General features: G+C 32.5%; 30 protein-coding genes. 22 read left to right on the top strand and 8 right to left on the bottom strand.

The features are described from left to right. Window positions 1-18: 18 nt before the first annotated feature. Entirely contained in the window at window positions 19-504 is a 486-nt protein-coding gene (ribH, locus tag BM246_RS17325) for a 6,7-dimethyl-8-ribityllumazine synthase (RefSeq protein ID WP_042505737.1), read from the bottom strand. A 14-nt stretch (window positions 505-518) separates the two neighbouring features. Continuing rightward, complete coding sequence (locus BM246_RS17320) at window positions 519-1,289, bottom strand: tetratricopeptide repeat protein (RefSeq protein ID WP_042499749.1); 771 nt, start codon at window positions 1,287-1,289, stop codon at window positions 519-521. Window positions 1,290-1,424: 135 nt separating this feature from the next. Between BM246_RS17320 and recF the strand changes: the two genes are divergently transcribed. The 5 genes from recF to BM246_RS17295 all read left to right on the top strand — a co-directional run bounded on the left by recF (window position 1,425) and on the right by BM246_RS17295 (window position 4,150). Then, window positions 1,425-2,504, top strand: a complete 1,080-nt coding sequence (gene recF / locus BM246_RS17315) for a DNA replication/repair protein RecF (RefSeq protein WP_074939678.1) — start codon at window positions 1,425-1,427, stop codon at window positions 2,502-2,504. Between the two features lie 5 nt (window positions 2,505-2,509). Continuing rightward, on the top strand, window positions 2,510-3,190 hold the full coding sequence (locus BM246_RS17310; RefSeq protein ID WP_074939677.1) for a 2'-5' RNA ligase family protein: 681 nt from the start codon (window positions 2,510-2,512) through the stop codon (window positions 3,188-3,190). A gap of 30 nt (window positions 3,191-3,220) precedes the next feature. After that, entirely contained in the window at window positions 3,221-3,517 is a 297-nt protein-coding gene (locus BM246_RS17305; protein ID WP_042499753.1) for a DciA family protein, read from the top strand. 99 nt (window positions 3,518-3,616) lie between these two features. Further along, entirely contained in the window at window positions 3,617-3,808 is a 192-nt protein-coding gene (locus tag BM246_RS17300) for a cold-shock protein (RefSeq protein WP_034044451.1), read from the top strand. Window positions 3,809-3,958: 150 nt separating this feature from the next. After that, entirely contained in the window at window positions 3,959-4,150 is a 192-nt protein-coding gene (locus tag BM246_RS17295; RefSeq protein WP_042499758.1) for a cold-shock protein, read from the top strand. A 116-nt stretch (window positions 4,151-4,266) separates the two neighbouring features. Here the strand turns inward: BM246_RS17295 and BM246_RS17290 are convergent, their stop codons facing one another. Together BM246_RS17290 and BM246_RS17285 are read right to left on the bottom strand one after the other, a co-directional pair. Continuing rightward, window positions 4,267-4,686, bottom strand: a complete 420-nt coding sequence (locus tag BM246_RS17290) for a nucleoside-diphosphate kinase (RefSeq protein WP_042499761.1) — start codon at window positions 4,684-4,686, stop codon at window positions 4,267-4,269. A gap of 51 nt (window positions 4,687-4,737) precedes the next feature. Beyond that, window positions 4,738-5,775, bottom strand: coding sequence for an alkaline phosphatase D family protein (locus BM246_RS17285; RefSeq protein ID WP_074939676.1), 1,038 nt, complete (start codon window positions 5,773-5,775; stop codon window positions 4,738-4,740). Between the two features lie 79 nt (window positions 5,776-5,854). Here BM246_RS17285 and BM246_RS17280 point away from each other — a divergent pair, with 79 nt between their 5' ends. The 5 genes from BM246_RS17280 (at window position 5,855) to BM246_RS17260 (ending at window position 10,125) form a co-directional block, all read left to right on the top strand. Next, window positions 5,855-6,874 carry a DHH family phosphoesterase gene (locus BM246_RS17280; protein ID WP_074939673.1) on the top strand — a complete coding sequence of 340 codons (1,020 nt, stop codon included), beginning with the start codon at window positions 5,855-5,857 and terminating at the stop codon, window positions 6,872-6,874. After that, entirely contained in the window at window positions 6,867-7,412 is a 546-nt protein-coding gene (gldI, locus tag BM246_RS17275) for a gliding motility-associated peptidyl-prolyl isomerase GldI (RefSeq protein ID WP_074939671.1), read from the top strand. Before BM246_RS17280 ends, gldI begins: the two co-directional genes overlap by 8 nt. Before the next feature lies 1 nt (window position 7,413). Then, window positions 7,414-8,541, top strand: coding sequence for a peptidylprolyl isomerase (locus BM246_RS17270; RefSeq protein WP_074939668.1), 1,128 nt, complete (start codon window positions 7,414-7,416; stop codon window positions 8,539-8,541). 164 nt (window positions 8,542-8,705) lie between these two features. Then, entirely contained in the window at window positions 8,706-9,632 is a 927-nt protein-coding gene (gene lgt / locus BM246_RS17265) for a prolipoprotein diacylglyceryl transferase (RefSeq protein WP_042499764.1), read from the top strand. A gap of 1 nt (window position 9,633) precedes the next feature. After that, complete coding sequence (locus tag BM246_RS17260; protein WP_074939666.1) at window positions 9,634-10,125, top strand: DUF192 domain-containing protein; 492 nt, start codon at window positions 9,634-9,636, stop codon at window positions 10,123-10,125. Between the two features lie 105 nt (window positions 10,126-10,230). Here BM246_RS17260 and BM246_RS17255 read toward each other — a convergent pair whose 3' ends face one another. Beyond that, window positions 10,231-10,812 carry an NUDIX hydrolase gene (locus BM246_RS17255; protein ID WP_042499769.1) on the bottom strand — a complete coding sequence of 194 codons (582 nt, stop codon included), beginning with the start codon at window positions 10,810-10,812 and terminating at the stop codon, window positions 10,231-10,233. Between the two features lie 129 nt (window positions 10,813-10,941). Here BM246_RS17255 and pyrE point away from each other — a divergent pair, with 129 nt between their 5' ends. Then, complete coding sequence (pyrE, locus tag BM246_RS17250; RefSeq protein WP_042505731.1) at window positions 10,942-11,586, top strand: orotate phosphoribosyltransferase; 645 nt, start codon at window positions 10,942-10,944, stop codon at window positions 11,584-11,586. A gap of 75 nt (window positions 11,587-11,661) precedes the next feature. After that, on the top strand, window positions 11,662-12,057 hold the full coding sequence (locus BM246_RS17245) for an SRPBCC domain-containing protein (protein WP_042505730.1): 396 nt from the start codon (window positions 11,662-11,664) through the stop codon (window positions 12,055-12,057). On the opposite strand, the gene BM246_RS17240 is transcribed toward BM246_RS17245, so the two are convergent. Continuing rightward, a complete protein-coding gene (locus BM246_RS17240) occupies window positions 12,054-12,785 on the bottom strand; it encodes a biotin--[acetyl-CoA-carboxylase] ligase (RefSeq protein ID WP_074939664.1) in 732 nt (243 codons plus the stop codon). The two genes, BM246_RS17245 and BM246_RS17240, sit on opposite strands and share 4 nt — an antisense overlap. A gap of 93 nt (window positions 12,786-12,878) precedes the next feature. Here BM246_RS17240 and rsfS point away from each other — a divergent pair, with 93 nt between their 5' ends. From rsfS to BM246_RS17210, 6 genes are all read left to right on the top strand, one after another. Then, window positions 12,879-13,250, top strand: coding sequence for a ribosome silencing factor (gene rsfS / locus BM246_RS17235; protein WP_042505726.1), 372 nt, complete (start codon window positions 12,879-12,881; stop codon window positions 13,248-13,250). Window positions 13,251-13,258: 8 nt separating this feature from the next. Next, complete coding sequence (ftsH, locus tag BM246_RS17230) at window positions 13,259-15,208, top strand: ATP-dependent zinc metalloprotease FtsH (RefSeq protein ID WP_042505725.1); 1,950 nt, start codon at window positions 13,259-13,261, stop codon at window positions 15,206-15,208. Between the two features lie 128 nt (window positions 15,209-15,336). Next, window positions 15,337-15,945 carry an LUD domain-containing protein gene (locus BM246_RS17225; RefSeq protein WP_042499780.1) on the top strand — a complete coding sequence of 203 codons (609 nt, stop codon included), beginning with the start codon at window positions 15,337-15,339 and terminating at the stop codon, window positions 15,943-15,945. A 93-nt stretch (window positions 15,946-16,038) separates the two neighbouring features. After that, a complete protein-coding gene (locus BM246_RS17220) occupies window positions 16,039-16,860 on the top strand; it encodes a phosphatidate cytidylyltransferase (RefSeq protein ID WP_074939662.1) in 822 nt (273 codons plus the stop codon). Continuing rightward, window positions 16,850-17,506 (top strand): phosphatidylserine decarboxylase family protein, encoded by a 657-nt coding sequence (locus tag BM246_RS17215; protein ID WP_074939661.1) that lies wholly within the window; start codon window positions 16,850-16,852, stop codon window positions 17,504-17,506. Before BM246_RS17220 ends, BM246_RS17215 begins: the two co-directional genes overlap by 11 nt. After that, the gene (locus BM246_RS17210) at window positions 17,499-17,765 is read left to right on the top strand and encodes an acyl-CoA-binding protein (protein ID WP_042499786.1); all 267 of its coding nucleotides are present in this window, start codon (window positions 17,499-17,501) and stop codon (window positions 17,763-17,765) included. The genes BM246_RS17215 and BM246_RS17210 overlap by 8 nt, the downstream gene beginning before the upstream one ends. Window positions 17,766-18,084: 319 nt before the next feature. On the opposite strand, the gene BM246_RS17205 is transcribed toward BM246_RS17210, so the two are convergent. Beyond that, window positions 18,085-20,721: a valine--tRNA ligase gene (locus BM246_RS17205; protein WP_074939659.1), complete on the bottom strand. Its 2,637-nt coding sequence runs from the start codon at window positions 20,719-20,721 to the stop codon at window positions 18,085-18,087. Between the two features lie 305 nt (window positions 20,722-21,026). On the opposite strand from BM246_RS17205, the gene BM246_RS17200 reads away from it, so the two are divergent. Next, window positions 21,027-21,443 (top strand): DUF1573 domain-containing protein, encoded by a 417-nt coding sequence (locus BM246_RS17200; RefSeq protein ID WP_042499789.1) that lies wholly within the window; start codon window positions 21,027-21,029, stop codon window positions 21,441-21,443. A 56-nt stretch (window positions 21,444-21,499) separates the two neighbouring features. Here BM246_RS17200 and BM246_RS17195 read toward each other — a convergent pair whose 3' ends face one another. Then, on the bottom strand, window positions 21,500-22,840 hold the full coding sequence (locus tag BM246_RS17195; protein WP_074939656.1) for an aspartyl protease family protein: 1,341 nt from the start codon (window positions 22,838-22,840) through the stop codon (window positions 21,500-21,502). Between the two features lie 120 nt (window positions 22,841-22,960). Here BM246_RS17195 and BM246_RS17190 point away from each other — a divergent pair, with 120 nt between their 5' ends. From BM246_RS17190 to BM246_RS17180, 3 genes are read left to right on the top strand one after another with little or no spacing between them, the layout of a single operon-like run. Next, entirely contained in the window at window positions 22,961-24,151 is a 1,191-nt protein-coding gene (locus BM246_RS17190) for a pyridoxal phosphate-dependent aminotransferase (protein ID WP_042505719.1), read from the top strand. A gap of 5 nt (window positions 24,152-24,156) precedes the next feature. After that, entirely contained in the window at window positions 24,157-25,170 is a 1,014-nt protein-coding gene (murB, locus tag BM246_RS17185) for a UDP-N-acetylmuramate dehydrogenase (protein WP_042499886.1), read from the top strand. Between the two features lie 53 nt (window positions 25,171-25,223). Beyond that, window positions 25,224-25,754, top strand: a complete 531-nt coding sequence (locus BM246_RS17180; RefSeq protein ID WP_042499790.1) for an RNA polymerase sigma factor — start codon at window positions 25,224-25,226, stop codon at window positions 25,752-25,754. The last annotated feature ends 8 nt before the right edge of the window (window positions 25,755-25,762 follow it).

The following is a 25,762-nucleotide window of genomic DNA, read 5'->3' as shown; positions in this document are numbered from 1 at the left end:
ATAGTTTTATAAAAGGTATTAACTAATTCTGCGTAGTTCTGCCATTTTAATTGCAGCAATAGCAGCTTCAGTGCCTTTATTACCATGTTTACCTCCAGAACGATCTATAGATTGTTGTATGTTGTTATCGGTAAGCACACAGAAAATAACAGGAGTTTCTCCTTGCACATTTAAATCTTTGATCCCTTGTGTTACCCCATCACATACAAAATCGAAATGTTTAGTTTCACCTTGTATTACAGAACCAATAGCAACAATGGCATTAACCATTTGTTCTTGCATTTTTTTACATCCGTAAATAAGCTCGAAACTACCTGGCACATTCCAGCGTACAATATTTTCTGGGTCTACCCCATTTTCAATCAAAGCATTATATGCACCTTGATATAAACCTTCTGTAATAGTATCATTCCATTCTGAAACAACAATCCCAAATCGAAAGTCTTTCGCATTTGGGATTGTTGTTTTATCGTAATCCGATAAATTTTTATTTACTGTTGCCATATATGGTAAAGCTATTATTTGTTAGCCAACACCTGCGCTTTTCCGATAAACACATCTACAGTAGAAGCTTCGGTAGCGTTTGGATATTTTTCTTTAATTTGAGTAAAGTAATCTAAAGCCTTATCAGCTTCTCCTAAATCTAAAGCAATAGCACCTGCTTTGTATAAATACATAGGTGTAGTATACTCGTTATCTCTCATTTTAGCTGCTTTTTCGTAGTACTCTAAAGCATCTTCTTTTTGGTTTAACTGTACAAAAGCATCACCTATGTTTCCTTTTGCTAAAGGCGCTAAAACTTCATCTTCACTATCAAAAGCACTTAAATACTCTACAGCATTTTTGTAATCTTTCAATCTTAAATATGCTGTTCCTGCATAATAGTTTGCTAAGTTAGCTGCATCTGTACCGCTATATTCTTCTATAACATCTAGCATACCAAATTTACCTTCACCACCAGTTAAGGCTAAGTTGTAAAGAGAATCTTTAGCAACACCTGTTACCGCTTGGTCAAAATATTTTTGTGCTTGAAACATATCGTTCATTGCATTTTCTTGTTTAGGTGCAGCTACAAATTCTTTGTATGCTAACGATCCTAAAACAACTAATGCTACAACACCAATAATAATAAAAATATATTTTTGGTTCTTCGCTACAAAATCTTCTGTTTTAGAAGCTGTTTCATCAAGGGTGTTAAAAACTTCAGCCGTTGTTGATCCTTCTTCAATATCTTGTTCTTTCTCAACTTTCGTTTTCGGTTTGTAACCTCTCTTATTATATGTCGCCATTTTCTGTTTCTATTAATGTGGCGCAAAAATATAATTTTTCTTCAGAACTAAAAGGGTATTTATTTGATATTTTTCAATAATTTGCACTTCTTTTTAAGACTTTACCCTCTTTATGCGCTTTAAGTTGCTATTTATATGATTTTAAAATCACTTTCATTACTCAATTACAAAAATTTTGAAAGCAAAACCTTTGCTTTCAACGAGAAAATTAATTGCATTGTAGGCAATAATGGCATTGGAAAAACCAATGTGCTCGATGCTATATATCATTTATCCTTCGGGAAAAGCTATTTTAATCCGGTAGCTACTCAAAATATTAAGCACGACGAGGAGTTTTTTGTGATTAATGGCGATTATGAAAAAGAAGAAAAACTAGAGAAAGTAATTGTTAGTTTAAAACGCGGACAAAAGAAAGTTATAAAACGTAACGGAAAAGCTTATGATAAGTTTAGCGAACACATAGGTTTTTTACCCTTAGTTATTATTTCTCCTGCCGATAGAGATTTAATTATTGAAGGCAGTACAACACGTAGAAAATTTATTGATAGCGTAATTTCACAAAGTGACAACAGCTACTTAAACACGCTAATAAATTATAATAAAATTTTAACACAACGGAATGCGCTACTTAAGTACTTTGCACTAAACCACACCTTTAACAAAGACACTTTAGACGTATATAACAGCCAGCTAACCGATTTTGGAACTAAAATTTTCGAAAAGCGCGATGCTTTTTTACAAGAATTTATTCCTATTTTTAAATCTAGATACGAAGCTATAAGCAATGGTAATGAAGATGTAGATTTAAATTACCACAGTGATTTGTTTGATGATGATTTAAACACCTTACTAAATAAAGTCATTAACAAAGATAAAGCCCTTCAATACACAAGTGTTGGTATACATAAAGACGATTTGCATTTTAATATTTCGGGACACCCTATTAAAAAATTTGGAAGTCAAGGTCAACAAAAATCGTTTTTAATCGCTTTAAAACTGGCGCAGTTCGATTTTATCAAAGCACAAAGTGGTGTAAACCCCATTCTATTACTCGATGATATTTTTGATAAACTAGATGAACAACGTGTATCTCAAATTATTAAATTGGTTGACGATGAAAATTTCGGACAACTATTTATAAGTGACACACATGCTGAGCGTACGGAAAATGCTGTTAAACAAGTACATCAATCTTACGAGATTTTCAAATTGTAATACGCATGGATTTAGAGTATCATTATCAGGATTTATATGAAACGTCAATTAAAAAGATTAAAGCTGACGACTACCAAATTGACACATTAATCCACGACCCAACCGATAAACGTTTTGGAATTACACTTTTAATTCGTCCTTCCGAAGAAGTAAAACACAACATTCAAAAGTTTTTAAAACACCTAAAAACCATTGATCCCAATCAATATTATTATGAAAACTCAGACATTCATATTACGGTAATGTCTATCATTTCTTGCTATAACGGATTTAATTTGGATCAAATTGATATTTCAAAATATATAGAAGTTATAAAAAAAAGCATCATAGAGCAACCGCTTTTAGAAATTGAATTTAAAGGGGTAACAGCTTCGCCTTCTTGTATTATGTTGAAAGGTTTTATGAAAAATAATGGTTTAAACGCTATTCGGGATAATTTAAGAATTCATTTTAAAAACTCTAGTTTGGAGCAAAGCCTAGATAAACGCTACACTATACAAACAGCACACACCACTGTAGTTCGATTTTGCAATCCCTTAAATAACAAAACAGCATTTTTAACAGCAGTAGAATCGTATAAAAACTATAATTTTGGTACTTTTAAAGTTGATAACCTAGAATTGGTTTACAACGACTGGTATCAAAAAGAAGAACATGTAAAAACACTATTCAATTTTAGCATTTAATCTACAAAACTCTCATAAACATTTAACCTCATGGCAAAACGTAACAACGACAATATCAGTATTTCCGACGCATTAAAAGAATTTGTTGAAACTAACCGCTTAGAAAAAGGTTTAGATAAAGTTAATGTATCTGATGCATGGGCAAAACTTATGGGAAATGGCGTGCACAACTACACAAGTTCGGTAACGCTAGAGAGAGAAACCCTGTACATACAACTTACCTCAAGTGTTCTTAGGGAGGAATTAAGTTATGGCAAACAAAAAATAATAGACATGCTAAACGAAGAGTTAGGAAAGGATATTATTAAAAAACTGGTTTTAAGATAATTAGAGCAAAAGAATTAAAATAAAATATTTAAGATTATTTAGTTACTTATTGTTTTTTACATTATCTTTGGCACTTAATTATTTATAATACAAATTACAATGAGTAAAGGTACCGTAAAATTCTTCAACGATTCTAAAGGTTTTGGATTTATCACAGAAGATGACAACAACAAAGAACATTTCGTACACATTTCAGGACTTATCGATGAAATTCGTGAAGGTGATGCAGTTGAATTCGATCTACAAGAAGGTAGAAAAGGATTAAACGCCGTAAACGTAAAAGTAATCTAAGATTTATACTTTAACAATTACAACTTTAAAAGTCTGTCAATTTAAATTGACAGACTTTTTTTGTTTGCTATTTAAACAGAATAACTTTCATTTTAAAATTGTGGCATCACTTTTGTATTACAGTTAGTAATAATTTAATATTTTAATACAATGAGTAAAGGAACAGTAAAATTCTTCAACGATTCTAAAGGATTCGGATTTATAACAGAAGAAGGTTCAAACAGTGAGCATTTTGTTCACATTTCAGGGTTAATCGATGAAATTCGCGAAGGCGATTTAGTAGAATTCGATTTGCAGGAAGGCAGAAAAGGATTAAACGCCGTAAACGTAAAAGTAATTTAGTATATACTAGTAAACTTTTTTAAAACAAAAATCCCGCAACATAGGTTGCGGGATTTTTTATGTAATACTATTTTTTAAAACACTCTTAAGGCATAGCCTTGATGGATTAGTTTTAATTAAAATTGCTCTCTTCCAGCGAAGTGAAATTCACCTTCAATAGCTGCATTCTCGTCACTATCACTACCATGTACAGCATTTTCGCCCATAGACGTTGCATACATTTTACGAATAGTGCCTTCAGCTGCATCTGCAGGGTTTGTAGCACCAATTAAAGTTCTAAAATCGTTTACTGCATTTTCTTTTTCTAAAATTGCAGCAACTATTGGGCCTCTAGTCATGAATTCAACTAATTCTCCAAAAAATGGACGCTCGTTGTGTACAGCATAAAATGCTTCAGCGTCAGCTTTTGTCATTTGTGTTAATTTCATAGCTACAATTCTAAATCCTGAAGCTGAAATTTTTTCTAATATTGCACCAATGTGTCCGTTTTCAACAGCATCTGGCTTTAGCATTGTAAATGTTCTATTTGTTGCCATTTTTATTTTTTTAAATTTCTGCAAAAGTACAGTTTTATATTTGTTTACAGCTTAATAGGTTTGTAAAAGTTTTTGTTGCAATATATTACCTACACCTCGCATTTCCATAAGTACTGTTTTTGCTTCAAAATTAAATTTCAAAACACCAAAACTCAATTCAGGAACAACCTCTAAAACCCTGTATTTATTAGACTCTGAAGTAAAATCATTATAAACATGCGTTAAACCGCTAGATGTGAAATCTACTAAAGGAAAACTAACACCTTCTATTTTTGTTTTAGAAAATTCTGAAATATGTCGATCTCCAGAAAGCACCATCACACCTTTGGCATTAGATTTTTTGATTAAAGACTTCAACTTATCGACTTCGTGCGGAAAATTACTCCACTTTTCAAAACCATGTTCTGCAGACAATACCTGAATGCTACTTACAATTATATTAAAATCAGCATCCGACCCATTTAATTCTGCCTCCAACCATTGCCACTGTTTCTCACCCAAAATGGTACCTTCTCCGTAAACACCAGGTTCATATCTATTTTTATTTTTTTTGTCATCCGTTAATGCTGTCCGAAAATAACGAGTATCTAAAACAATAACTTTCACACTACCATTTAATGCCTTTACAATTTGAGAACTATAAACACCTTCGCGATATCGTCTTTCACTATCTTTTGGTACTTTCAAAAAATCCAAGAACAATTGCTGACTACCCTTTTTAGCTTCAAACTCGACACCACCATCATTTAAACCATAATCATGATCGTCCCATGTTCCTGTAACTTCAGTTGTTTCTCTTAATGCTTTATACCCTTTATTAGCAAGTAAAGTTTCATAATCAGCTCTCAATTTAACCATATCATCAGTATCAGCATAGACATTATCGCCTCCCCAAATCCATAAATCGGGCTTATGTTTTAGGACTTCAACCCAAAGTTTATTTTCGACATTTTGCTTATTGCAAGACCCAAAAGCAATAGTTGTATCATATTCTGTTTCTACATTTTTATTAAGTTCTAATTGCGATGTTTTACAAGCCCAGAAAACTGAAGCTAGCACAAAAACACTAAATATCAATCTTGTTTTCATCTACTTTACCGTTAATTTTTCTATAAAAGTACAAGATTCTATTTTAAGTCTATATTATTAAATTGTATCTTCGTTTCCTATGAAAAAAGAAGACATTACCAACATAAAGGAACTATTATCTAGCCCTAAAAAAATAGTTATTGTTCCACATAAAAACCCTGATGGCGACGCTATTGGATCAACTTTAGCGCTTTACCATTATCTTTTAAAAGGAAATCATAATGCGACTGTTATTGTACCAAATGATTATCCTACTTTTTTAAAATGGATTCCCGGAAATGACACAATTTCGGTTTACGATTATCAAACAAAAACCTGTAATAGTTTAATTGAATCTTCCGATATTATTTTTACTTTAGACTTTAACGCTTTCCATAGAACTGGAAATATGGAAATACCACTTTCTGAAAGCAAAGCTCTAAAGGTAATGATAGACCATCACCAAGCACCAGATGATTACGCGACTTACACGTATAGCGACGTAAGCATGAGTTCAACTTGCGAAATGATTTATAATTTTATCGACATGCTAGGCGATACCGATTTAATTGATGCCGATATTGCAACTTGCATTTACGTTGGAATTATGACAGATACCGGATCGTTTAGATTCCGTTCTACCACAAATAAAACGCACGAAATTATAGCGAAGCTTATTGAAAAAGGTGCTGACAACACTAAAATTCATAATAATATTTACGACACAAACAGCTATGAACGTCTGCAACTATTGGGTTGTGCCTTAAGTAATTTAAAAGTAGTTCCAGAATCTAGAGCGGCATATATTACGCTATCTCAAGATGAACTTAATCGTTTTAACTTCAAAAAAGGAGACACTGAAGGGGTTGTAAACTATGCATTATCACTAAGTGGAGTTGTACTTGCCGCTATTTTTATAGAAGATAAGCAAGAAGGAATTATTAAAATATCTTTACGTTCTAAAGGTGATTTTTCGGTAAACGAAATGTCTCGCGCTCACTTCCATGGCGGTGGCCACACCAATGCAGCCGGTGGAAAAAGCGACCTACCACTAGCTGAAACTATTGAGAAATTTATTAGTATATTACCTAGTTATAATAATGCTTTAAACAATGAATAAACTAATTGCCACAACCCTACTTGCCCTACTTGTTTTTAATTGTAAAAGCCCAGAAGCAAGGCAACCTATTTCTACAAAATCGGGATCGTATATTGATGCTTCTATCGCTCTTAACAAAAAACGTTTTGCTAAAGAAAAAGCCGTTATTGAAAAAATAATGGAAGCCGATGATGGCACTTATTTAGCCTCAGACACTGGTTTTTGGTATAAATACCAAACTAAAACAGAAAGCGACAGCTTAAAAACACCTGGCTTTGGAGACCTAATAAATTTCGATTACGATGTTAAAAGCCTTAATGGAAACGAAATTTACTCTAAAGCAGATTTAAAAACGCAAAATTATGCTATGGACAAGCAAGAACTTTTTACAGGTTTACGCCATGGCTTAAAACTCATGAAAGCTGGTGAAACTGTAACCTTTATTTTTCCTTCAGATCGTGCATACGGTTATTATGGAGATGAAAATAAAATTGGTCCAAATACACCTTTAATTTGTGAGGTTACCGTAAACTCTATTACCCAAAATCAAAACAACTAATATGTATTTATTAAAAAACGCTATAAAACTCGTTCTCTTTACATTAGTACTTAACCTAACATCCTGCAAAGCGCAATATCCAGATTTAGAAGATGGGATATATGCCGAATTCATTACAAACAAAGGCGTTATGGTAGCTAAATTAAACTATGAAATAACACCCGTAACGGTTGCTAATTTCGTTTCCTTAGCTGAAGGCGAAAATACCATGGTGGATAAAAAATTCAAAAAGAAAAAATTCTATAACGGCATTATTTTCCATAGAGTTATAGATAAATTTATGATACAAGGTGGTGATCCTACAGGCACAGGTTCTGGTGATGCAGGTTACAAATTTATGGATGAATTTTCTCCAGATTTAAAACATGACAAACCAGGTATACTATCCATGGCTAACTCTGGAGCAAATACCAACGGATCTCAGTTTTTTATTACAGAAGTTCCTAAACCTAATTTAGACAACAGGCATAGTGTTTTTGGTGAATTAGTTATTGGCTTAGATGTTCAAGATAGCATTTCTAATGTAGAAGTAGACAGAAACGACAGACCTATTGAAGATGTTATTCTTGAAGAATTAAACATTATCAGAAAAGGTAAAGCTGCCAAGAAATTTGATGCACCAAACATTTTCGTAAATCATTTTGCTGAAGCAGAACGTATAGCAAAAGAAAAAGAAGCAAAAGCCGCTGCTATTTTAAAAGCAACTAAGGATAAATTTAAAGCTCAAAAAGAAAAGGCAATCGCACTTCCTTCAGGCTTAAAATATCTAATTACAGAAAAAGGAACAGGAGAAAAGCTACCTGAAACTGCAGAATTAATAACGCATTACGCTGTTTATTTTGAAGACGGAAGCCTATTAGACACAAGTAAACTAGAAATAGCCGAAGCTTTAGATGCTGTAAACGAACGTAAAAAAGCCCATAATGCTTACCAACCTATTACTGCCGAAATTGGTCCAGATGCCAAAATGATTGCAGGTTTTAAAGAAGGCTTACAACAACTAAGTGTTGGAGACAAAGCGACCCTATTTATTCCATATCACTTAGCCTACGGTGAATCGGGAAACCGAGGTATACCAGGAAAAACCAATATTATATTTGAAGTTGAAGTTTTAGAGCTTTTAAAATAAAGAATACAAAACTTGAATACATCTCTGATATTTATTGATGTTTTAACGCAACATAGAATTACAAAGAAGCTTAGAGCACGTACAACTCTGAATTCTTATTTTTAAATAAAACATAACATAAAACCAGTCTGAAACGCTTAATTTCGCACTGAAAAACAAAACCTATGCAACTATTAAAATTTGATTGGAATCCCGTAACAGGAATCGATATTATTGGGAATTTTAAAATCCATTTTTACAGCCTTATGTGGGTTACCGCCTTTGTTATTGGTTGGTATATAATGAAACGTATTTTTACTAAAGAAAAAATATCGTTAGAATATTTAGATCCTTTATTTATTTATACTGTGCTTTCTACCATGATAGGTGCGCGCTTAGGTCACGTTATCTTCTATCAATCGGAATTAATATCTCAAGATTTTTTAAGCATCTTTCTTCCAGTAAAATTTAAAGGAGGCTTTGAGTTTACAGGCTTTCAAGGTTTAGCGAGTCATGGTGCAGCTATCGGAATTATTATTGGCATGTATTTATACAGACGAAAATATAATTACAAATCGATTTTATGGATTTTAGACCGCATTGTAATTCCTGTGGCCTCTGGTGCTATTTTCATTCGTATTGGAAACTTTATAAACTCTGAAATTATAGGTAAAATTACCGATTCTAGTTTTGGTGTTCGTTTTATTCAAGATGAATATTACAAAAATGAAATTATGCAACGTACAGGCATAAACGATGTTCAAGCTGCCTATAACGCTGTAACCAATAACCCAAAATTCAGTAGCTTATTAGAAGCTGTACCGTACAGACATCCAGCACAGTTATACGAATCGTTTTGCTATATTTTTGTCTTTTTAATTCTTTTATATTTCTACATAAAAACAGATAAAAGAGACCAAACAGGCTTTTTATTTGGCTTGTTTCTAGTCCTACTTTGGACGGTAAGATTCTTTGTGGAGTTTGTAAAAGAAGCGCAAGTTGATGAGCGTGCTACTTGGGCATTAAACACAGGGCAATGGTTAAGTGTTCCATTTGTACTTTTAGGGCTTTACTTTATGTTTATGTACAAACCTAAAAATGCAGTAAAATAAAATGACTTTAAAACAATTTGGTTTCATTTTAGCTATAGGTTTTACCGTATTATCCCTTTCAAATTGTAAAGATGAAGCTAAGGTAATCACTCAAACCGAAGTACTTTTCACTAAAGAAGGCGAGCTAACGATTACCAAAGCAAATGATTCTAAAGTAGTTTTAGATATTGAAATAGCTGACACCGATTTTGACATCCAAACCGGATTGATGTATCGAAACTCCATGGAAACCAACCAAGGTATACTCTTTGTTTTTGATGATGTCACCGAGCGTTATTTCTATATGAAGAATACAAAAATAGCATTAGACCTTATTTATATTAATGAGAATAAAACTATTGTAAGTTTTCAAAAGAATGCAAAGCCATTTGATGAAACTTCTTTACCGTCTAACGCTCCTGCAAAATACGTTTTAGAAGTTAACGCTGGTTTAGTCGATCTTTGGGAACTTTCTGTTGGAGATTCTATTAATTACAGTAAGATTTCGAAGTGAAAAAGATAAAAACAGTTTACATAAAGCCTCTTCTAGGTCATAAAAAAAGCATAAGATTTAATATTTTATGCTTTTTTTTATATCTCAAGTATTCAAATTTTCAACCTAAAACAATAATTTTATATTGGCATAAGAATTCTCTAATGCCTTAGCTGTTTTCTTTTTACCTAACCATTTCACTTTAGTTATACCTTCTTTTTTTTGAGGCTTAAGTTCTCCGGTAAAACTCGTTTTCATTTCAAACCAATACGTGATTTTTATTTTGTAGCGTCCATTTCTCTTAAAAATATGATACGTAGTTTCTAGCGGTCTCACAATTTCTAAACCTTCTACTTTGGTCTCTTCTTCAACTTCACGAATTGCCGTTTCCTCAATGGTTTCGTTGCCTTCGGCTTTTCCTTTAGGCAAATCCCATTTATCATTTCTAAAAATAAAAAGCACTTTTCCTTCATCATTATACACCTTTCCACCACCAGCAATTACATTGGGTAACTTCTTTAAAAACTTAGAAAGTAGTTTACTTTCATTTTTATGTGTAAGCCTAACCTCTTGTAAATTGGTTCTATTCAACTTCCGTATAGCTCGATATAAACCTACTCGTTTTAGCTTATAAGTTTTGTAACCTTCGCCCTTCTCGGTGTTGGTTGTTAAAGTTATTGGCTTATTATTTACAAAAATCTTGTGCATGGTTAGATTTGATTTAATGATATGGTAAAAATATCATTTTTACTCACAATCTGCTTATTGTTGAAAAAAAATATTTTTATTCCATTTACAACATCAGAATAAAAGCAAATTTATACGTAATTTTACGGCATGATATTCAACAAAGACACCGCTAAAAAAACTGCCGAAGTTTTATTGCAAGTTCATGCAATAAAATTAAGTCCAAAAGAACCTTTTACTTGGGCTTCTGGCTGGAAATCACCAATTTATTGCGACAATCGTATTATACTATCGTATCCAGCGATACGTAATTACGTGCGCGAAACCATGGCTAAACATATTGAAAACCAATACGGAAAACCAGATGCTATTGCAGGAGTAGCTACAGGAGCAATTGGTATAGGCATGTTGGTTGCCGAATACTTAGGGCTTCCGTTTATTTATGTTAGACCAGATGCAAAAGGACACGGCCGGAAAAACCAAATTGAAGGTTTTATTGAAGGCGGACAAAGTGTTGTTGTGGTCGAAGATTTAATAAGCACAGGAAAAAGCAGTTTAAACGCTGTAAAAGCTTTAAAAGAAGCTAAAGTAAATGTGAAAGGCATGGTTGCTATTTTTACTTACGGATTTGATGTCGCTACAAAAAACTTTGCAGAAGAAGGTGTTACATTAAATACATTAAGTAATTACGAGAATTTACTTGAGCAAGCGCTAGATACTAATTACATTTCTGAAAAAGAATTAAAAACCCTATCGGAGTGGAATTCCAATCCTAGTGAATGGAACGCTATTTGATATAAAATACGTGTACTGTAAAATAAAATAGCTTTTAAAAGCTATTTTATAGTCTAACGAAAAAAAAATAACACAATGAATTTAGAATCCCCAAAAGTTAACGTTACTAAATCGCCTCAAGAAGTTTTCAACTTTTTAGAAGATATAAAAAACTTTAAATCTTTAATGCCTGAAAACATTAGCAAGTTTGAAGTTTTGGACGACGACAAATTTCTTTTTGCTTTAAAAGGCATGCCAGAAATTGTTTTAAAAAAGAAAGAGGTTATCCCTCCAAATAAAATTGTTTTAGGTGCTGCAGGCGGAAAACTCGATTTTTCTTTAATTGGAAATATTGTTGAAACTGCAGATGGTAACAGTGAAGTACAATTAGAATTTGCTGGTGATTTTAACCCAATGATGGCCATGATGATTAAAGGCCCAATCACAAAATTTATTGAAACTCTTGCTACAAATATGCCAAAAGCTATTTAATACAACAGTGAAATTTCTTTTAAATCAAAGGTTTTTATAATTTCATCTTCTAGCAATACTACTAATTTGCCTTCAGGAGAAGTTCCTTTTATAAAACCAGAAAACATAGAACCTTCAGCATCTTTAAATGTTGAAGGTTTATTTTTTCGAAATAAATTGACTTCATATTCTTTCTTCAGGACTTTAAAGTCTCCTGTTTCTAAAATTCCGAAGTAATATTCTAAATTTAAAACCAGAGCAACCAACACTTCATCCAAAACAAAAACCCTACCCGATATTGATTTTAACGACGATGCTTTTGTTAAATTCTCGAATTCTGTTTGGTTTACATTCAACCCAATTCCTATAATAGAGGCTTTTAACTGACTTTGTTTTATGACATTTTCAATTAAAACACCACAAATCTTTTTATTTTCTGACAAAATGTCGTTCGGCCATTTCACACTTAATTTAGGAATACCAAGCTCCTTCAAAGTTTTTATTATCGCCAATGCAGTAACCACACTTATATAAAAAGCCTGATCGGTTTCTATGCGAGAAACGTCTTTAAACACACTAAACGTAAGGTTTTTTGCTGTTTTCGATTCCCAAACTGTACCCATTTGCCCACGACCTTTAGTTTGGTTTTTGGTTGAAACAACAGTAAAATCTTCCACATTACCCTTGCTAATAAGCTCGCGTAAATAGCTGTTTGTGGAATTGATGGCATCAAGTTTGATTATTCGCATACAGAAGTTATTGCACTAGTATAAAATCTTATGATTATTTTAAACCATAAAGAACTAAAAAAATAATAACTTTGCACAAATTAAATAAAATTAATGGCGAAACAAAATATAAACTCAGACCAATTAATATCTGTAATACTCAGTGGAATTGAAGACGTTAAAGGAAAAGAAATAAATATACTAGATTTACGAGAGATTGAAAATACGGTTTGTGACTACTTTATAGTTTGCGAAGGGACTTCCAATACACAAGTAAGCGCTATAGTTAATTCTGTTCAGAAAAAAGTAAGCAAAGAACTTAAAGATCATCCATGGCACACCGAAGGCTTAGATAATGCCGAGTGGGTGTTAATGGATTATGTTAATGTTGTAGTACATGTTTTTCAAAAACAAATTAGAGAGTACTATGATATTGAAAGTCTTTGGGGCGATGCAAAAATTACAGCTATAGAAACGAGTTACTAAAAAGAGACATGGCAAAAGACAAGAAAAACGCAAAGGAAAATAAGCCTAAATTCAGTCCGTATTGGATTTACGGAATTATAATCGCTCTATTTTTAGGGTTTCAACTATTTAGTGGTGCCAGCTACCAAGAAGGCAATATTACTACCCCATCCGATTTTTTTAAATACTTAAAAGATGGTGATGTAGCACGTGTTGATATTATAAAAAACACGCGTGTTGCTAAAGTTTACCTAACAAAAGACGCTCAAGAAAAAGAAATTCACAAAAATTCTAAACCAGAAACATTTATTCCTTCGGCAACAAAATTGCCTAATTATAAATTTGAATTTGGTGATTTACAGAATTTTGAAAACGAATTAAATACAACTACCGAAAACTTAGCTACAAAACCTGTTGTAAAGTTTGATACCGAAACCAACGATTGGAGTAATTTATTAATGGGTATTTTACCTTTTATTTTACTAATTGGTGTTTGGGTATTTATTATGCGTAGAATGTCTGGTGGTGCCGGTGGCGGAGCAGGCGGACAAATTTTCAACATAGGAAAATCTAAAGCAAAACTTTTTGACGAGAACACAGAAGTTAAAACAACTTTTAAAGATGTTGCTGGTTTAGAAGGTGCTAAAGAAGAGGTACAAGAAATTGTAGACTTCCTTAAATTTCCTGAAAAATATACAACCTTAGGTGGTAAAATACCAAAAGGTGCCTTATTAGTCGGCCCTCCAGGAACAGGTAAAACATTATTAGCAAAAGCCGTTGCAGGTGAAGCTAAAGTGCCTTTTTTCTCATTATCAGGTTCTGATTTTGTTGAAATGTTTGTTGGTGTAGGTGCATCTCGTGTTAGAGATTTATTTAAACAAGCAAAAGAAAAATCTCCTTCTATTATTTTTATAGATGAAATTGATGCCATTGGTCGTGCCAGAGGTAAAAATGCCATGTCTGGAAGTAATGATGAACGTGAAAACACATTAAACCAATTACTAACGGAAATGGATGGTTTTGGTACCAACACAAACGTTATTGTAATTGCAGCAACCAACAGAGCCGATATTCTAGATAAAGCTTTAATGCGTGCAGGTCGTTTTGACAGACAAATTTTTGTTGATTTACCTAACTTAAGTGAACGTAAAGCTATTTTTGAAGTTCATCTTAGACCTCTTAAAAAAGCGCCCGGTTTAGATATTGAATTCTTATCAAAGCAAACTCCAGGTTTCTCTGGTGCAGATATCGCTAATTTATGTAATGAAGCTGCTTTAATTGCCGCAAGAACAAATAAAAAAGCTGTTGAAAAACAAGATTTCTTAGACGCTGTAGATAGAATTATTGGTGGTTTAGAACGTAGAAGCAACTTGTTTTCTGTTGAAGAAAAACGCACCATTGCTTATCACGAAGCAGGACATGCTGTTGTAAGTTGGTTCTTAGAGCATGCCGACCCGTTGGTAAAAGTAACTATTGTACCTCGTGGTAGATCTTTAGGTGCTGCATGGTACTTACCACAAGAAGCATACATTACCAGAACAAATAAATTTCTTGATGAAATTTGTGTTACAATGGGTGGACGAGCTGCTGAAAAAATTATTTTTAACGAAATTTCTACTGGTGCCTTGGGTGATTTAGAAAGCGTTACTAAAAAAGCAAAAGCTATGGTAATGATTTACGGCCTTAATGAAAAGGTTGGAAACATTACCTATTACGATCCTGCTGGAGAAAGTGGCTTTGTTAAACCATACTCTGAAAAAACAGCTGAACTTATTGATAATGAGATTAAAGACATCATCGAAGTTCAATATCAAAGAGCTGTCGAGTTATTATCTTCAAAGAAAGATTTATTAGACAAATTAGCTCAAAGATTAATTGAAAGAGAAGTTATATTTAAAGACGATTTAGAAGAGCTTTTAGGAATATCTCCTTTCAAAAAGAGCCCTGTTATAATTGATAAAACTGAAGAAAAAGAGTAACGAGAAATATACAAAATAAAAATTTTGTTAAGCTTTTTGTAAAAATCTTAAATTAATCGTATGGTTAATTTAAGATTTTTTATATTTGAGGAATCTCTCGAAAAAAACAGTTAATTGCACCCAGCTAAATGAGTCTTTTCAGAAAAATTTTTGGTTTAAAAGCTGACAAATCAGACGATGAACTAAAATCCACAGACCGCGGCAGATATATGCCGGAAGTTAAGCTACCAATAGACGAAAGGTTTACTATAAACTTTAAAGCTAATGGCGGTAAATTTCTGTATTGTGAAAATTTATCTGAAGTTTTTCAAAATCTTGAAAACATAATACAAGAAAATGCTTGGGACTCAAAAAATGTACTGCTTTTAGATTCAAACTTAAAAGACAAGTTTAAAAATTCCGATTTAAAATCGACTCGAGTAATAAGTGAAGCCACATATTTTTTAACAACTTGTGAGAATCTTATTGCTAACGATGGTTCGCTACTTATATCATCTAACCAAATATTTGAGAAAAAACTTAACGAACTACCTTTAAACTTTGTGGTTTTTGGTACAACAAGCCAAATGGTAGAAAACATTGGCGAAGGTCTAAGAGGTATTAAATCTAAAAACCGCCAAAAAATACCAACGAATATTACTACAATTAAGCAGTTTAAAGCGCAAGATGATAAAGATTTTTTAAGTTATGGTAGCAGCGCAAAAAACCTATACCTTTTACTTTTAGAAGATCTATAAGCTTAATTGTTTATGATCAAAATCTTAATTGCACAAAAGAGAACTGTTATGTATATTACATGTGTCTTTATAAAAAACCATAATTAAAAGCACATGAAAGAAACCATTACCCGATCACTCTCAGGCCTGCTTTACGTTGTATTACTTATCACATGCTTATGGTTTGAGCAATCTATAACGGTACTTTTATTTGTTTTTGGCTTAATTAGCATGAATGAATTCTTGAAATTGATTCAGTTTAAAAGCAAGATTCCTTATTTCATATTCATTTTAATTTACGGCTTCATAGCTTATGTAAAACATTTTAAAGTTGAACATATAGCGGCCAATGAATTTATTAGAATCTTTATTGTACTTACTATTTTTGTTCTACTATTTTTAATTAGAGATTTATTTTCAAGAAAAACAATTCCGCTTTTTAGTTCTAAGCGTTATTTACTTACCACATTTTACATTACAAGTGGTTTTTCATTCTTATTTCTAATTGCCCATTACTTTAAAATCTACAATCCAAATATTTTATTAGGCTCTTTAATTCTAGTTTGGGTAAACGATACCTTCGCTTATTTAGTTGGCAAAAACTTTGGAAAACAGAAGCTTTTTGAAAAAATTTCACCTAAAAAAACGGTAGAAGGCTTTTTAGGAGGGCTATTTTTTGCGTGTATAGCAAGTTTTTTTATTGCTGGTTGCACAAATACATTAAACTCTACATATTGGCTTATTTTAAGCATAATAGTAAGCGTAACAGGTACTTTAGGCGATTTAATAGAATCTAAATTTAAGCGCCAAGCCCAAGTAAAAGACAGCGGAACTATAATGCCTGGCCATGGAGGTCTATTAGATCGATTAGATAGTATTATATTTGCAGCACCATTTATATATTTGTTTTTAAGAATTTTGCACTATGTTTCATAAAGAAGGAAATAAAATTATAGTTATCACGCTTGTTTTAGTCGTGGCCATGTTTTTATTAATTGATAGTTTTATAAACATATCATGGCTTAGAATTTTGCTAATGCTAACTGTATTGGCTTTTCTAATCATAATTCTACAATTTTTTAGAAACCCAAAACGTTTAACAGCTGCAAACGCTAAAACAGTAGTATCTCCTGTTGATGGTAAAGTTGTAGTTATTGAAGAAGTTTTTGAAAAAGAATTCTTTAAAGAAAAACGTTTACAAGTTAGTGTATTTATGTCTCCAATAAATGTGCACGTTACACGTTACCCTATTGCTGGAAATGTTATTTTTAGTAAATATCATCCTGGTAAATTTTTGGTTGCATGGCACCCTAAAGCTAGTGAAGAAAACGAACGTACAACAGTCGTTGTTGAAAACGAAACTTACGGTAAAGTATTATACAGACAAATTGCTGGAGCATTAGCAAAACGTATTGTAAACTACGCAAAAGTAGACGATATAGCGACGCAAGGTGCTGACTCTGGTTTTATTAAATTTGGTTCAAGAGTTGATTTATTCTTACCTTTAGACACTAAAATCAAAGTAGAACTTAATCAAAAAGTTCGAGGTGGTGAAAGTATTATTGCAGAAGTTAATGATTAGTAAAGAATTAGAAATACAGTTTGAAGATGCCGTAAACCGGGTAAATGCACATACAGAGCCATTTCCTGCAGATACGCTTTTAAAACTATACGCCTACTACAAAAAAGCTACAAACGACTATAGTCGCCCGAAAAGCAAGAAGCCTATTATCAACGCTTTTAAAACAAATGCTTTATTTCAAGTAAAGAATATTAGTGAAAGTGAAGCTATGGAAACTTATATTGAACTTGTAGATAATTACTTTTTATATCGCGAGTAGTATTATTAATACTTCGTTTTCCTTAAGAATACATCCTAATTAAACATTTTAAACTGAAGCAACTTCATTTAGTAATAAATTGAAGAACGCTTCACTAATAAACTCATTAGCTAACACAGCTAAAATGAGTTTTTCCCCCTTTTAAAACTTCTTAAACCAACACTTCTTGAATACATTTTAAGCCGTAGCACTAAACACTTATATAAGTTATCACGTTTTCTTCCGAAACAGACGCTTAAACTCATTATTTTATAAAACAAAAAAGGATATTTTGAATTAATCAAAATATCCTTTTTTGTAATTTATAGTTTTAGTTCGTTTAAACCAAACTTGCTAAACTCGCTTTTAAAGTTTCAATTTTAGCTAAAGCATCAGCTTCTTTTTTCTTCTCAGAAGCAACAACTTGTTCTGGAGCACCGGCTACAAAACGTTCGTTAGAAAGCTTTTTCTGTACAGATTTAAGAAAACCTTCGGTATAACTTAACTCTTCAGTAAGTTTTTTGATTTCAGCTTCAACATCAATAGCGCCATCCATTGGAATAAAATACTCGTTAGATTTCACTCTAAACGTTAATGCGCCTTCAACTGGTTCTTTAACGTATTCTAAAGTCTCTAAATTACCAAGTTTCGCAATAACCTCATCAAATGTAGTATCTGAATTTTCATTATTAATTACAGAAAAACCAATAGCATCTTTAAAAGCTATATTTTTTTCTTTTCTAATCGTTCTAATTCCAGAAATAACCTCTGAAGCAAACTCAAACTGAGCAATTAATTCATTATTAATTGGTTTAGCTTCTGGCCATTTTGCAACAATTAATGCATCTTCTGGAGCTCTTTCAGAAATATATTGCCAAATATCCTCCGTTAAGAAAGGCATAAATGGGTGTAATATTTTTAAATTATTTTCAAAAGCAGACATTACTTTATTATAAGTAACCGCATCAATAGGTTGTTGGTATGCTGGTTTTACAATCTCTAACAACCATCCGCAGAAATCATCGTAAATTAATTTATAAATGGCCATTAAAGCATCGCTTAAACGGTATTTACTAAAGTGATCTTCGATTTCTACTAAAGCTGCATGAAATTTAGCTTCGTACCATTCTAATGCAATTTTACTAGAATTTGGTTGCTCAATACTATCACTCACTTCCCAAAGGTTAGTTAAGTTAAAAGCATTCCAAATTTTATTTCCAAAACCTTTACCTTGTTGGCAAAGTGTTTCATCAAACATTAAATCGTTTCCGGCTGCTGAACTCAATAAAAGTCCAACACGAACTCCATCGGCACTGTATTGTTCAATAAGTTTTAAAGCATCAGGAGAGTTCCCTAAACTTTTACTCATTTTTCGGCGTTGCTTATCGCGAACTAAGCCGGTTAAGTATACGTTATTAAATGGCCTTTCATCTTTATACTCGTAACCAGCAATTATCATTCTAGCTACCCAAAAGAATAAAATATCTGGCCCCGTAACCAAATCGTTGGTTGGGTAATAATATTTTATTTCCTCGTTTTCTGGATTTCTAATGCCATCGAAAACGGACATTGGCCATAACCAAGATGAAAACCAAGTATCTAATGCATCAGTATCTTGACGTAAATCTGCTGTTGTTAAAGTAGCATTACCTGTTACTTTTTGAGCTTTTTCTAGTGCAGATTCTATATTTGCTGCAACTACAAAATCTTCTTTTCCATCACCATAGAAATAGGCTGGAATTTGTTGTCCCCAAAGCAACTGACGAGAAATATTCCAATCGCGAATATTTTCCATCCAGTGACGGTATGTATTTTCAAATTTCTTTGGAAATAGTTTAACCTCAGCATTTTCACCTAAAACAGCTTCAATCGCAGGTTTTACCAACTCTTCCATTTTAAGAAACCATTGATCGCTTAAACGTGGTTCTATTACGGCTTTTGTTCTTTCAGAAGTTCCAACTTTATTAATGTGCGTTTCTGTTTTTACTAAAACACCTAAAGCTTCCAGTTCTTTTGAAACCGATTTTCTTGCTACAAAACGATCTTGACCTTCAAATTGTAAACCAAAACTATTTAAAGAAGCATCTTCATTAAAGATATCAATAACTTCTAAATTATGCTTATCTCCTAAAACCTTATCATTTTCATCGTGTGCAGGCGTTACTTTTAAACAACCTGTACCAAATTCTAGATCTACATACTCATCTTCAATAATAGGAATGACTCTTCCGCAAATTGGAACGATTGCTTTTTTTCCACGTAAGTGAGTAAAACGCTCATCGTTAGGATTAATACAAATTGCTGAATCTCCGAAAATAGTTTCCGGTCTTGTAGTTGCAATGGTTAAAACATCTTCACTACCTTCAATTTTATAATTAATATAGTATAAATTTCCTTGACGCTCTTCATGAATAACCTCTTCATCAGACAACGTTGTTTTAGCCTCAGGATCCCAATTCACCATACGGTAACCACGATAGATAAGTCCTTTTTCATGTAAATCAATAAAAACTTTTATTACGGCTTCCGACATATCGTCGTCCATAGTAAATTTTGTTCTATCCCAATCGCAAGAACAACCCAGTTTTTTTAATTGCTCAAGAATTACTCCACCGTATTCGTGCGTCCATTCCCAAGCATGTTCTAAAAACTCTTCGCGTGTTAAATCGTTTTTATCAATCCCTTGTTCCTTTAATTTAGCAACTACTTTTGCTTCTGTAGCAATAGATGCATGGTCGGTTCCGGGAACCCAACACGCATTTTTACCCAATAAACGAGCACGACGTATTAATACATCTTGAATAGTATTGTTTAGCATATGCCCCATGTGCAAAACGCCAGTAACGTTTGGTGGCGGAATTACAATGGTGTAAGGTTCTCTGTGATCTGGTGTAGAATGAAAATAATTATTTTTCATCCAGTAGTCGTACCACTTACTTTCTACCTGACTTGCATCATATTTTGATGGAATTTGCATACTTTGGAATAGTTTTTGAATATTATATTGCAAAAGTACTTATATTTCTTTTTCTGTGAAAGCAATAAGCGGTATTGAAAAACATTTAAAACCAATACGCTTTTTCATTTTTAAATGAATTCGATAAAAAGGTATCTGTACTTCGAAACAAGTTAAATATGTTAATAAACATGTAATACATCCATTATTTTTGCAGATGATGGAAAAAGTGAGTATGTTTGACTTGATTTTAAAATTATTAACAATAAATTTTCCTACAATTTAGGATAACAATTGTAACCTATAGAATATTAAATAACAAAATCATGAAACAAATTATTACAATTTTATTTATCGGACTAGTAAGTTTCTCGGTAAATGCACAGGCTAAAATAGAGTTTAAAACCGATACAATCGATTATGGTACTATCGAAAAAGGATCGAACGGTGTTCGTGAATTTGAGTTTACCAACACAGGAAACGAACCATTAATTGTATCTAAAGTATCATCTAGTTGTGGTTGTACTATTCCTAAAAAACCAGATGCTCCAATTATGCCAGGAAAAACAGGTGTTATTGAGGTGAAATATGACACGAACCGTGTTAACCCAATTAGAAAAACAATTACTGTAATATCTAATGCTGAAACTCCAACAGTAGCTTTAAAAATTAAAGGCTTAGTTGTAAACGAAGTTACAGATGGTGTTTTACAGAAAAAAGATAAAAATATTGTTGAACAATAGACGTTATCTACAATAATTTAGAAAAAGGCTTAAAATCTCAAGATTTTAAGCCTTTTTTATTTTAACATATCTACCAGTTTAAAACTATAAGTTAATACTTCTCCTCCCCTTTCAACTTTTAACTTTATGCTCTTATTATGATTGCCATAAAAAAGCTCCATTAAATCTTGTAAAAGTGCAAACTGATGCGCCGGTTTATTATTTACACTTAAAACGGTATCTCCTATTTTTAATCCTGCTCTATAAGCAGGTGAATCTATTCGTAACTCCAAAATAACATAAGCTGGTTTTAAGCGGAGTTTATAATTGGGGCTGTATACAATTTGGGTATTATCTTCAACCATACTACTTTTATTCTTGGTTTTTGGTGAAACAAACCCTGTATCATCCTTTACCAAGCGCACGCCATTATGTGCTAATTCTATCCCACTTTTATTATACCGAAAAGACTCTTTAAAAAACCTGTTTTTTTTAAGCCTTACTTTTCCTTTTCTATAATTAAAAACAATATTAAAACGCTTTAAAATATTACCAGAAACACTACCATGTCGCTCTTTATGATCTAATGCATGTCCTATTGATGTGGTATCCGGAAATGCTACATTAGGGTTTTTAATTGTAAATTTATTTAAATGAAAGGCCTTAATCTTAGAGCGTTTACCATAAACACTTCCGCTTAATCCATGCCCTAAAAAATCTTGAAAAAATTTAGCATTGGAGTTAATACCAATGGCTTCATTTTCAAACAACCAAAGTGCATCGCTACCTCCAGAATCTATGAGCATTTTTACAGGAATATTCCTACTATCAATATCAACCACACCATTTACATAAGGTTTATTTTTATAAAATTCTAAATTTAACTCCTCACAACCTTTACACGATTTACGACGGTAATCTTCTTGATTAGTAAGTTTTAAAAAGCGCTTGGTATAATTGATTTCAACAACCAAATCTTTAAACAAATCGTAGCCAATAATACCATGTATAGGCAGTCCGAGTTTATGACTAAAATTTAAACTAGAATCGAGAATAGCATATAAATCTTGATTGATATTAATGGCTTCTCCAATTCTAAAAATATTATTCTTGGACCGTAAAGCTTCAATAGCATCGCCTTCCCCTAAACCTCTTAACATTATTTTTTGGGCATTTTTAATTTTTAAGGAATCGGAGATGTTCAAAAAATTAAAAACTATAGGCTTACTTACACCTGTATCAAGCAAAAAAGACAAGGAAACGCCGTTAATTTCAACAGGTATGATTATTAAGTTATTAACGAGCTTAAATTTCACTTTATCGACACCTTTCTTACTATTTACTATAAAATAGTCCTGTGAATAGCAAAAACTGCTACTCAAAACATATAAAATAATAACATAAAATGCCCTTTTCATATAGAATAAAACTAATCTCTAACAATTTAGTAAACATTATCATAACTACAGTATTAAAGCCTTGTTTTAAAAAATATCTAGGATTATTTTTGCAACTTTGCAAGTAAACACATATATATAATGCCAACAATATCTAAAAAAGGGCTATTAATGCCTGAGTCTCCAATTCGTAAGTTAGTTCCTTATGCAGAAGATGCTATTAAACAAGGGAAAACTATCTACCATTTAAACATTGGACAACCAGATATTAAAACTCCCCAAGTCGCTCTAGACGCTGTTAAAAACAATACTATAGAAATTCTTGAATATTCCAGATCGCAAGGTTCTGATACATATAGAGAAAAACTAGCTAATTACTACGCTAAACATGAAATTGATGTTACATTAGACGATATTGTAGTAACCACGGGAGCAAGTGAGGCTTTACAGTTTTTATTTAGTAGTGTTATGGATCCGGGCGACGAAGTTATTATCTCGGAGCCATTTTATGCTAACTATATTGCATTTTCTATTGCTACAGGCATTAAAGTGGTGCCAGCAGTATGTAATATTGATGATAATTTTGCATTACCAACTCTTTCTGCTTTCGAAAAATTAATTACGCCAAAAACAAAAGCTATTTTAATTTGCAACCCAGGAAACCCAACCGGTTACCTTTATTCTAAAGCAGAAATAAACAAACTTGCAAGCATTGCTATTGAACACGACTTATATTTAGTAGCCGACGAGGTTTACCGAGAATTTGTTTACGATGGCCATAAACACTACTCTATTTTACAAGAAAAAGGAGTCGATGAGCATGCTATCATAATAGACTCTGTTTCTAAAAGATACAGCATGTGCGGCGCACGTGTAGGCTGTTTAGTTTCTAAAAACAAAGCAGTGATGGAAACCGTTCTTAAATTTGCTCAGGCTAGGTTAAGTCCACCAACTTATGCACAAATAGCAAGTGAAGCGGCCTTAGAAACACCACAAAGTTATTTTGATGATGTTATTGAAGAATATGTTGAAAGAAGAAACACGCTAATTAGCGAATTACAAAAAATTGAAGGCCTTAAGGTTGCTAAACCAAAAGGTGCTTTTTATTGTATTGTGGAATTGCCAATAAAAGATTCCGATCATTTCGCTAAATGGTTATTAGAATCTTTCGACGTCGATGGAGAAACAGTTATGGTAGCTCCTGCCGCAGGTTTTTATTCAACTCCAGGTGTAGGCTCAAACCAAATCCGTATTGCTTACGTACTTAAAAAGGAAAGCTTAATAAAAGCTGTAAATATTTTAAAACAAGCTTTAGAAGTTTATAAAGATTAGTGCCAGTGCAAATACTTAACAACATATCCTTAAAACCCTACAATACGTTTGGTATTGATGCGGTTGCAAAACATTTTACGTCAGTATCATCTATTAGCGATTTAAAAACAGTTTTAACCTTAGAAAATCATCCAAACAAACTAATCCTTGGAGGAGGAAGCAATTTATTGCTCACCAAAGATTACGATGGTTTGGCACTTCATGTTAATTTAAAAGGAATTGAAATAATTTCTGAAGATGAAAACACCGCCATTGTAAAAGCTCAAGCTGGCGAAAACTGGCATGAATTTGTAATTTGGTGCTTAAAACATGATTTTGGAGGTTTAGAAAATCTATCGTTAATACCTGGAAATGTTGGCACCACGCCAATACAAAATATTGGTGCCTATGGTATTGAAATAAAAGACACCTTTGAATCTTGCGAAGCCATTAACCTTGAAAGTCTTCAATTTGAAAGTTTTACCAAGGAAGATTGTAATTTCGGTTATCGTAACTCCACCTTTAAACAAGAAAACAAAGGAAAATATATTATTACTAGTGTGTGCTTTAAGCTTTCTAAAAAAAACCACACACTCAACATCAATTATGGCACTATAGCCAATGAACTTGAAAATAATGGCATTACAAACCCAACTATTCAAGATATTTCTAAAGCCGTAATTGCTATACGCCAAAGTAAATTACCAGATCCAAAAGAAATTGGGAATAGTGGCAGTTTTTTTAAAAACCCTGTAATTTCTAAATTAGAATTTAACGAATTACTAAAAAACTTCCCGAATGCACCTAGTTATCCCATATCAGATAATGAAGTAAAAGTTCCTGCAGGTTGGCTTATTGAAAAAACAGGCTTTAAAGGAAAACAATTTGGTAATTATGGCGTTCATAAAAAGCAAGCTCTAGTTTTAGTAAATTATGGTGGAGCAAAAGGTTCGGATATTTTTAATCTCTCAAAACTCATTCAAAAAACGGTAAAAAGGCTTTTTGATATTTCAATTGAAGCTGAAGTAAACATCTTATAATTAAAAACAATCCTAACTTTGGTATATTTGCATATCATAAAACCAACTTTATATTGATTTCAGCTATAGAAAAAGACATAGTTTATTTATTAGAACGTGGTGATAAAAAAGCTATTACGCTATTGTATGAGAATTATGCAGACTCTCTATACGGCGTAATTCAGAAAATTATCAGCGATGAGGATACAGCGCAAGACGTTCTACAAGAAACTTTTGTTAAAATTTGGCGCTACGCTAAAAAGTATGATTCTAGCAAAGCCAAACTATTTACATGGCTGTATCGCATAGCATATAACACGGCTATAGATAAAGTAAGATCTCTAAAAAATAAAACAACCAAAGAAGTCCAGATAGAAACTTCAAGCGTATATAAAATAACTACGAACCAACTAAATGACGATGTTTTAGATATACAAAAACATTTAAGCACTTTAGAAGAAAAGTATCAAATAGTAATAAACGCCCTCTTTTTTGAAGGTATGACCCAGCAAGAAGCTAGCGAAGAACTGGACATTCCGCTAGGCACTATAAAATCGAGATTAAAAATTGGATTACGAGAATTGAAAAAAATTTATAATCCTTAAATTATTAA

Origin of the sequence: Algibacter lectus, from assembly GCF_900112395.1 — a bacterium.
Taxonomy (GTDB): Bacteria; Bacteroidota; Bacteroidia; order Flavobacteriales; family Flavobacteriaceae; genus Algibacter; species Algibacter lectus.
Note: the sequence above shows the minus strand (reverse complement) of the source record. Positions and strands in the feature narration are given on the sequence as shown.

Bases quoted from the DNA above. Each gene is read 5' to 3' on its own strand.
- BM246_RS17255 (WP_042499769.1), bottom strand. From the start codon at position 10,812: ATGCACAAGATTTTTGTAAATAATAAGCCAATAACTTTAACAACCAAC.
- rsfS (WP_042505726.1), top strand. From the start codon at position 12,879: ATGGCGAAACAAAATATAAACTCAGACCAATTAATATCTGTAATACTC.
- lgt (WP_042499764.1), top strand. From the start codon at position 8,706: ATGCAACTATTAAAATTTGATTGGAATCCCGTAACAGGAATCGATATT.
- BM246_RS17220 (WP_074939662.1), top strand. From the start codon at position 16,039: ATGAAAGAAACCATTACCCGATCACTCTCAGGCCTGCTTTACGTTGTA.
- gldI (WP_074939671.1), top strand. From the start codon at position 6,867: ATGAATAAACTAATTGCCACAACCCTACTTGCCCTACTTGTTTTTAAT.
- BM246_RS17200 (WP_042499789.1), top strand. From the start codon at position 21,027: ATGAAACAAATTATTACAATTTTATTTATCGGACTAGTAAGTTTCTCG.
- ribH (WP_042505737.1), bottom strand. From the start codon at position 504: ATGGCAACAGTAAATAAAAATTTATCGGATTACGATAAAACAACAATC.
- BM246_RS17300 (WP_034044451.1), top strand. From the start codon at position 3,617: ATGAGTAAAGGTACCGTAAAATTCTTCAACGATTCTAAAGGTTTTGGA.
- recF (WP_074939678.1), top strand. From the start codon at position 1,425: ATGATTTTAAAATCACTTTCATTACTCAATTACAAAAATTTTGAAAGC.
- BM246_RS17195 (WP_074939656.1), bottom strand. From the start codon at position 22,840: ATGAAAAGGGCATTTTATGTTATTATTTTATATGTTTTGAGTAGCAGT.
- BM246_RS17225 (WP_042499780.1), top strand. From the start codon at position 15,337: ATGAGTCTTTTCAGAAAAATTTTTGGTTTAAAAGCTGACAAATCAGAC.
- BM246_RS17310 (WP_074939677.1), top strand. From the start codon at position 2,510: ATGGATTTAGAGTATCATTATCAGGATTTATATGAAACGTCAATTAAA.
- BM246_RS17285 (WP_074939676.1), bottom strand. From the start codon at position 5,775: ATGAAAACAAGATTGATATTTAGTGTTTTTGTGCTAGCTTCAGTTTTC.
- BM246_RS17190 (WP_042505719.1), top strand. From the start codon at position 22,961: ATGCCAACAATATCTAAAAAAGGGCTATTAATGCCTGAGTCTCCAATT.
- BM246_RS17240 (WP_074939664.1), bottom strand. From the start codon at position 12,785: ATGCGAATAATCAAACTTGATGCCATCAATTCCACAAACAGCTATTTA.
- ftsH (WP_042505725.1), top strand. From the start codon at position 13,259: ATGGCAAAAGACAAGAAAAACGCAAAGGAAAATAAGCCTAAATTCAGT.
- BM246_RS17295 (WP_042499758.1), top strand. From the start codon at position 3,959: ATGAGTAAAGGAACAGTAAAATTCTTCAACGATTCTAAAGGATTCGGA.
- BM246_RS17320 (WP_042499749.1), bottom strand. From the start codon at position 1,289: ATGGCGACATATAATAAGAGAGGTTACAAACCGAAAACGAAAGTTGAG.
- BM246_RS17270 (WP_074939668.1), top strand. From the start codon at position 7,414: ATGTATTTATTAAAAAACGCTATAAAACTCGTTCTCTTTACATTAGTA.
- BM246_RS17205 (WP_074939659.1), bottom strand. From the start codon at position 20,721: ATGCAAATTCCATCAAAATATGATGCAAGTCAGGTAGAAAGTAAGTGG.
- BM246_RS17290 (WP_042499761.1), bottom strand. From the start codon at position 4,686: ATGGCAACAAATAGAACATTTACAATGCTAAAGCCAGATGCTGTTGAA.
- BM246_RS17215 (WP_074939661.1), top strand. From the start codon at position 16,850: ATGTTTCATAAAGAAGGAAATAAAATTATAGTTATCACGCTTGTTTTA.
- BM246_RS17280 (WP_074939673.1), top strand. From the start codon at position 5,855: ATGAAAAAAGAAGACATTACCAACATAAAGGAACTATTATCTAGCCCT.
- pyrE (WP_042505731.1), top strand. From the start codon at position 10,942: ATGATATTCAACAAAGACACCGCTAAAAAAACTGCCGAAGTTTTATTG.
- BM246_RS17245 (WP_042505730.1), top strand. From the start codon at position 11,662: ATGAATTTAGAATCCCCAAAAGTTAACGTTACTAAATCGCCTCAAGAA.
- BM246_RS17260 (WP_074939666.1), top strand. From the start codon at position 9,634: ATGACTTTAAAACAATTTGGTTTCATTTTAGCTATAGGTTTTACCGTA.
- BM246_RS17305 (WP_042499753.1), top strand. From the start codon at position 3,221: ATGGCAAAACGTAACAACGACAATATCAGTATTTCCGACGCATTAAAA.
- BM246_RS17210 (WP_042499786.1), top strand. From the start codon at position 17,499: ATGATTAGTAAAGAATTAGAAATACAGTTTGAAGATGCCGTAAACCGG.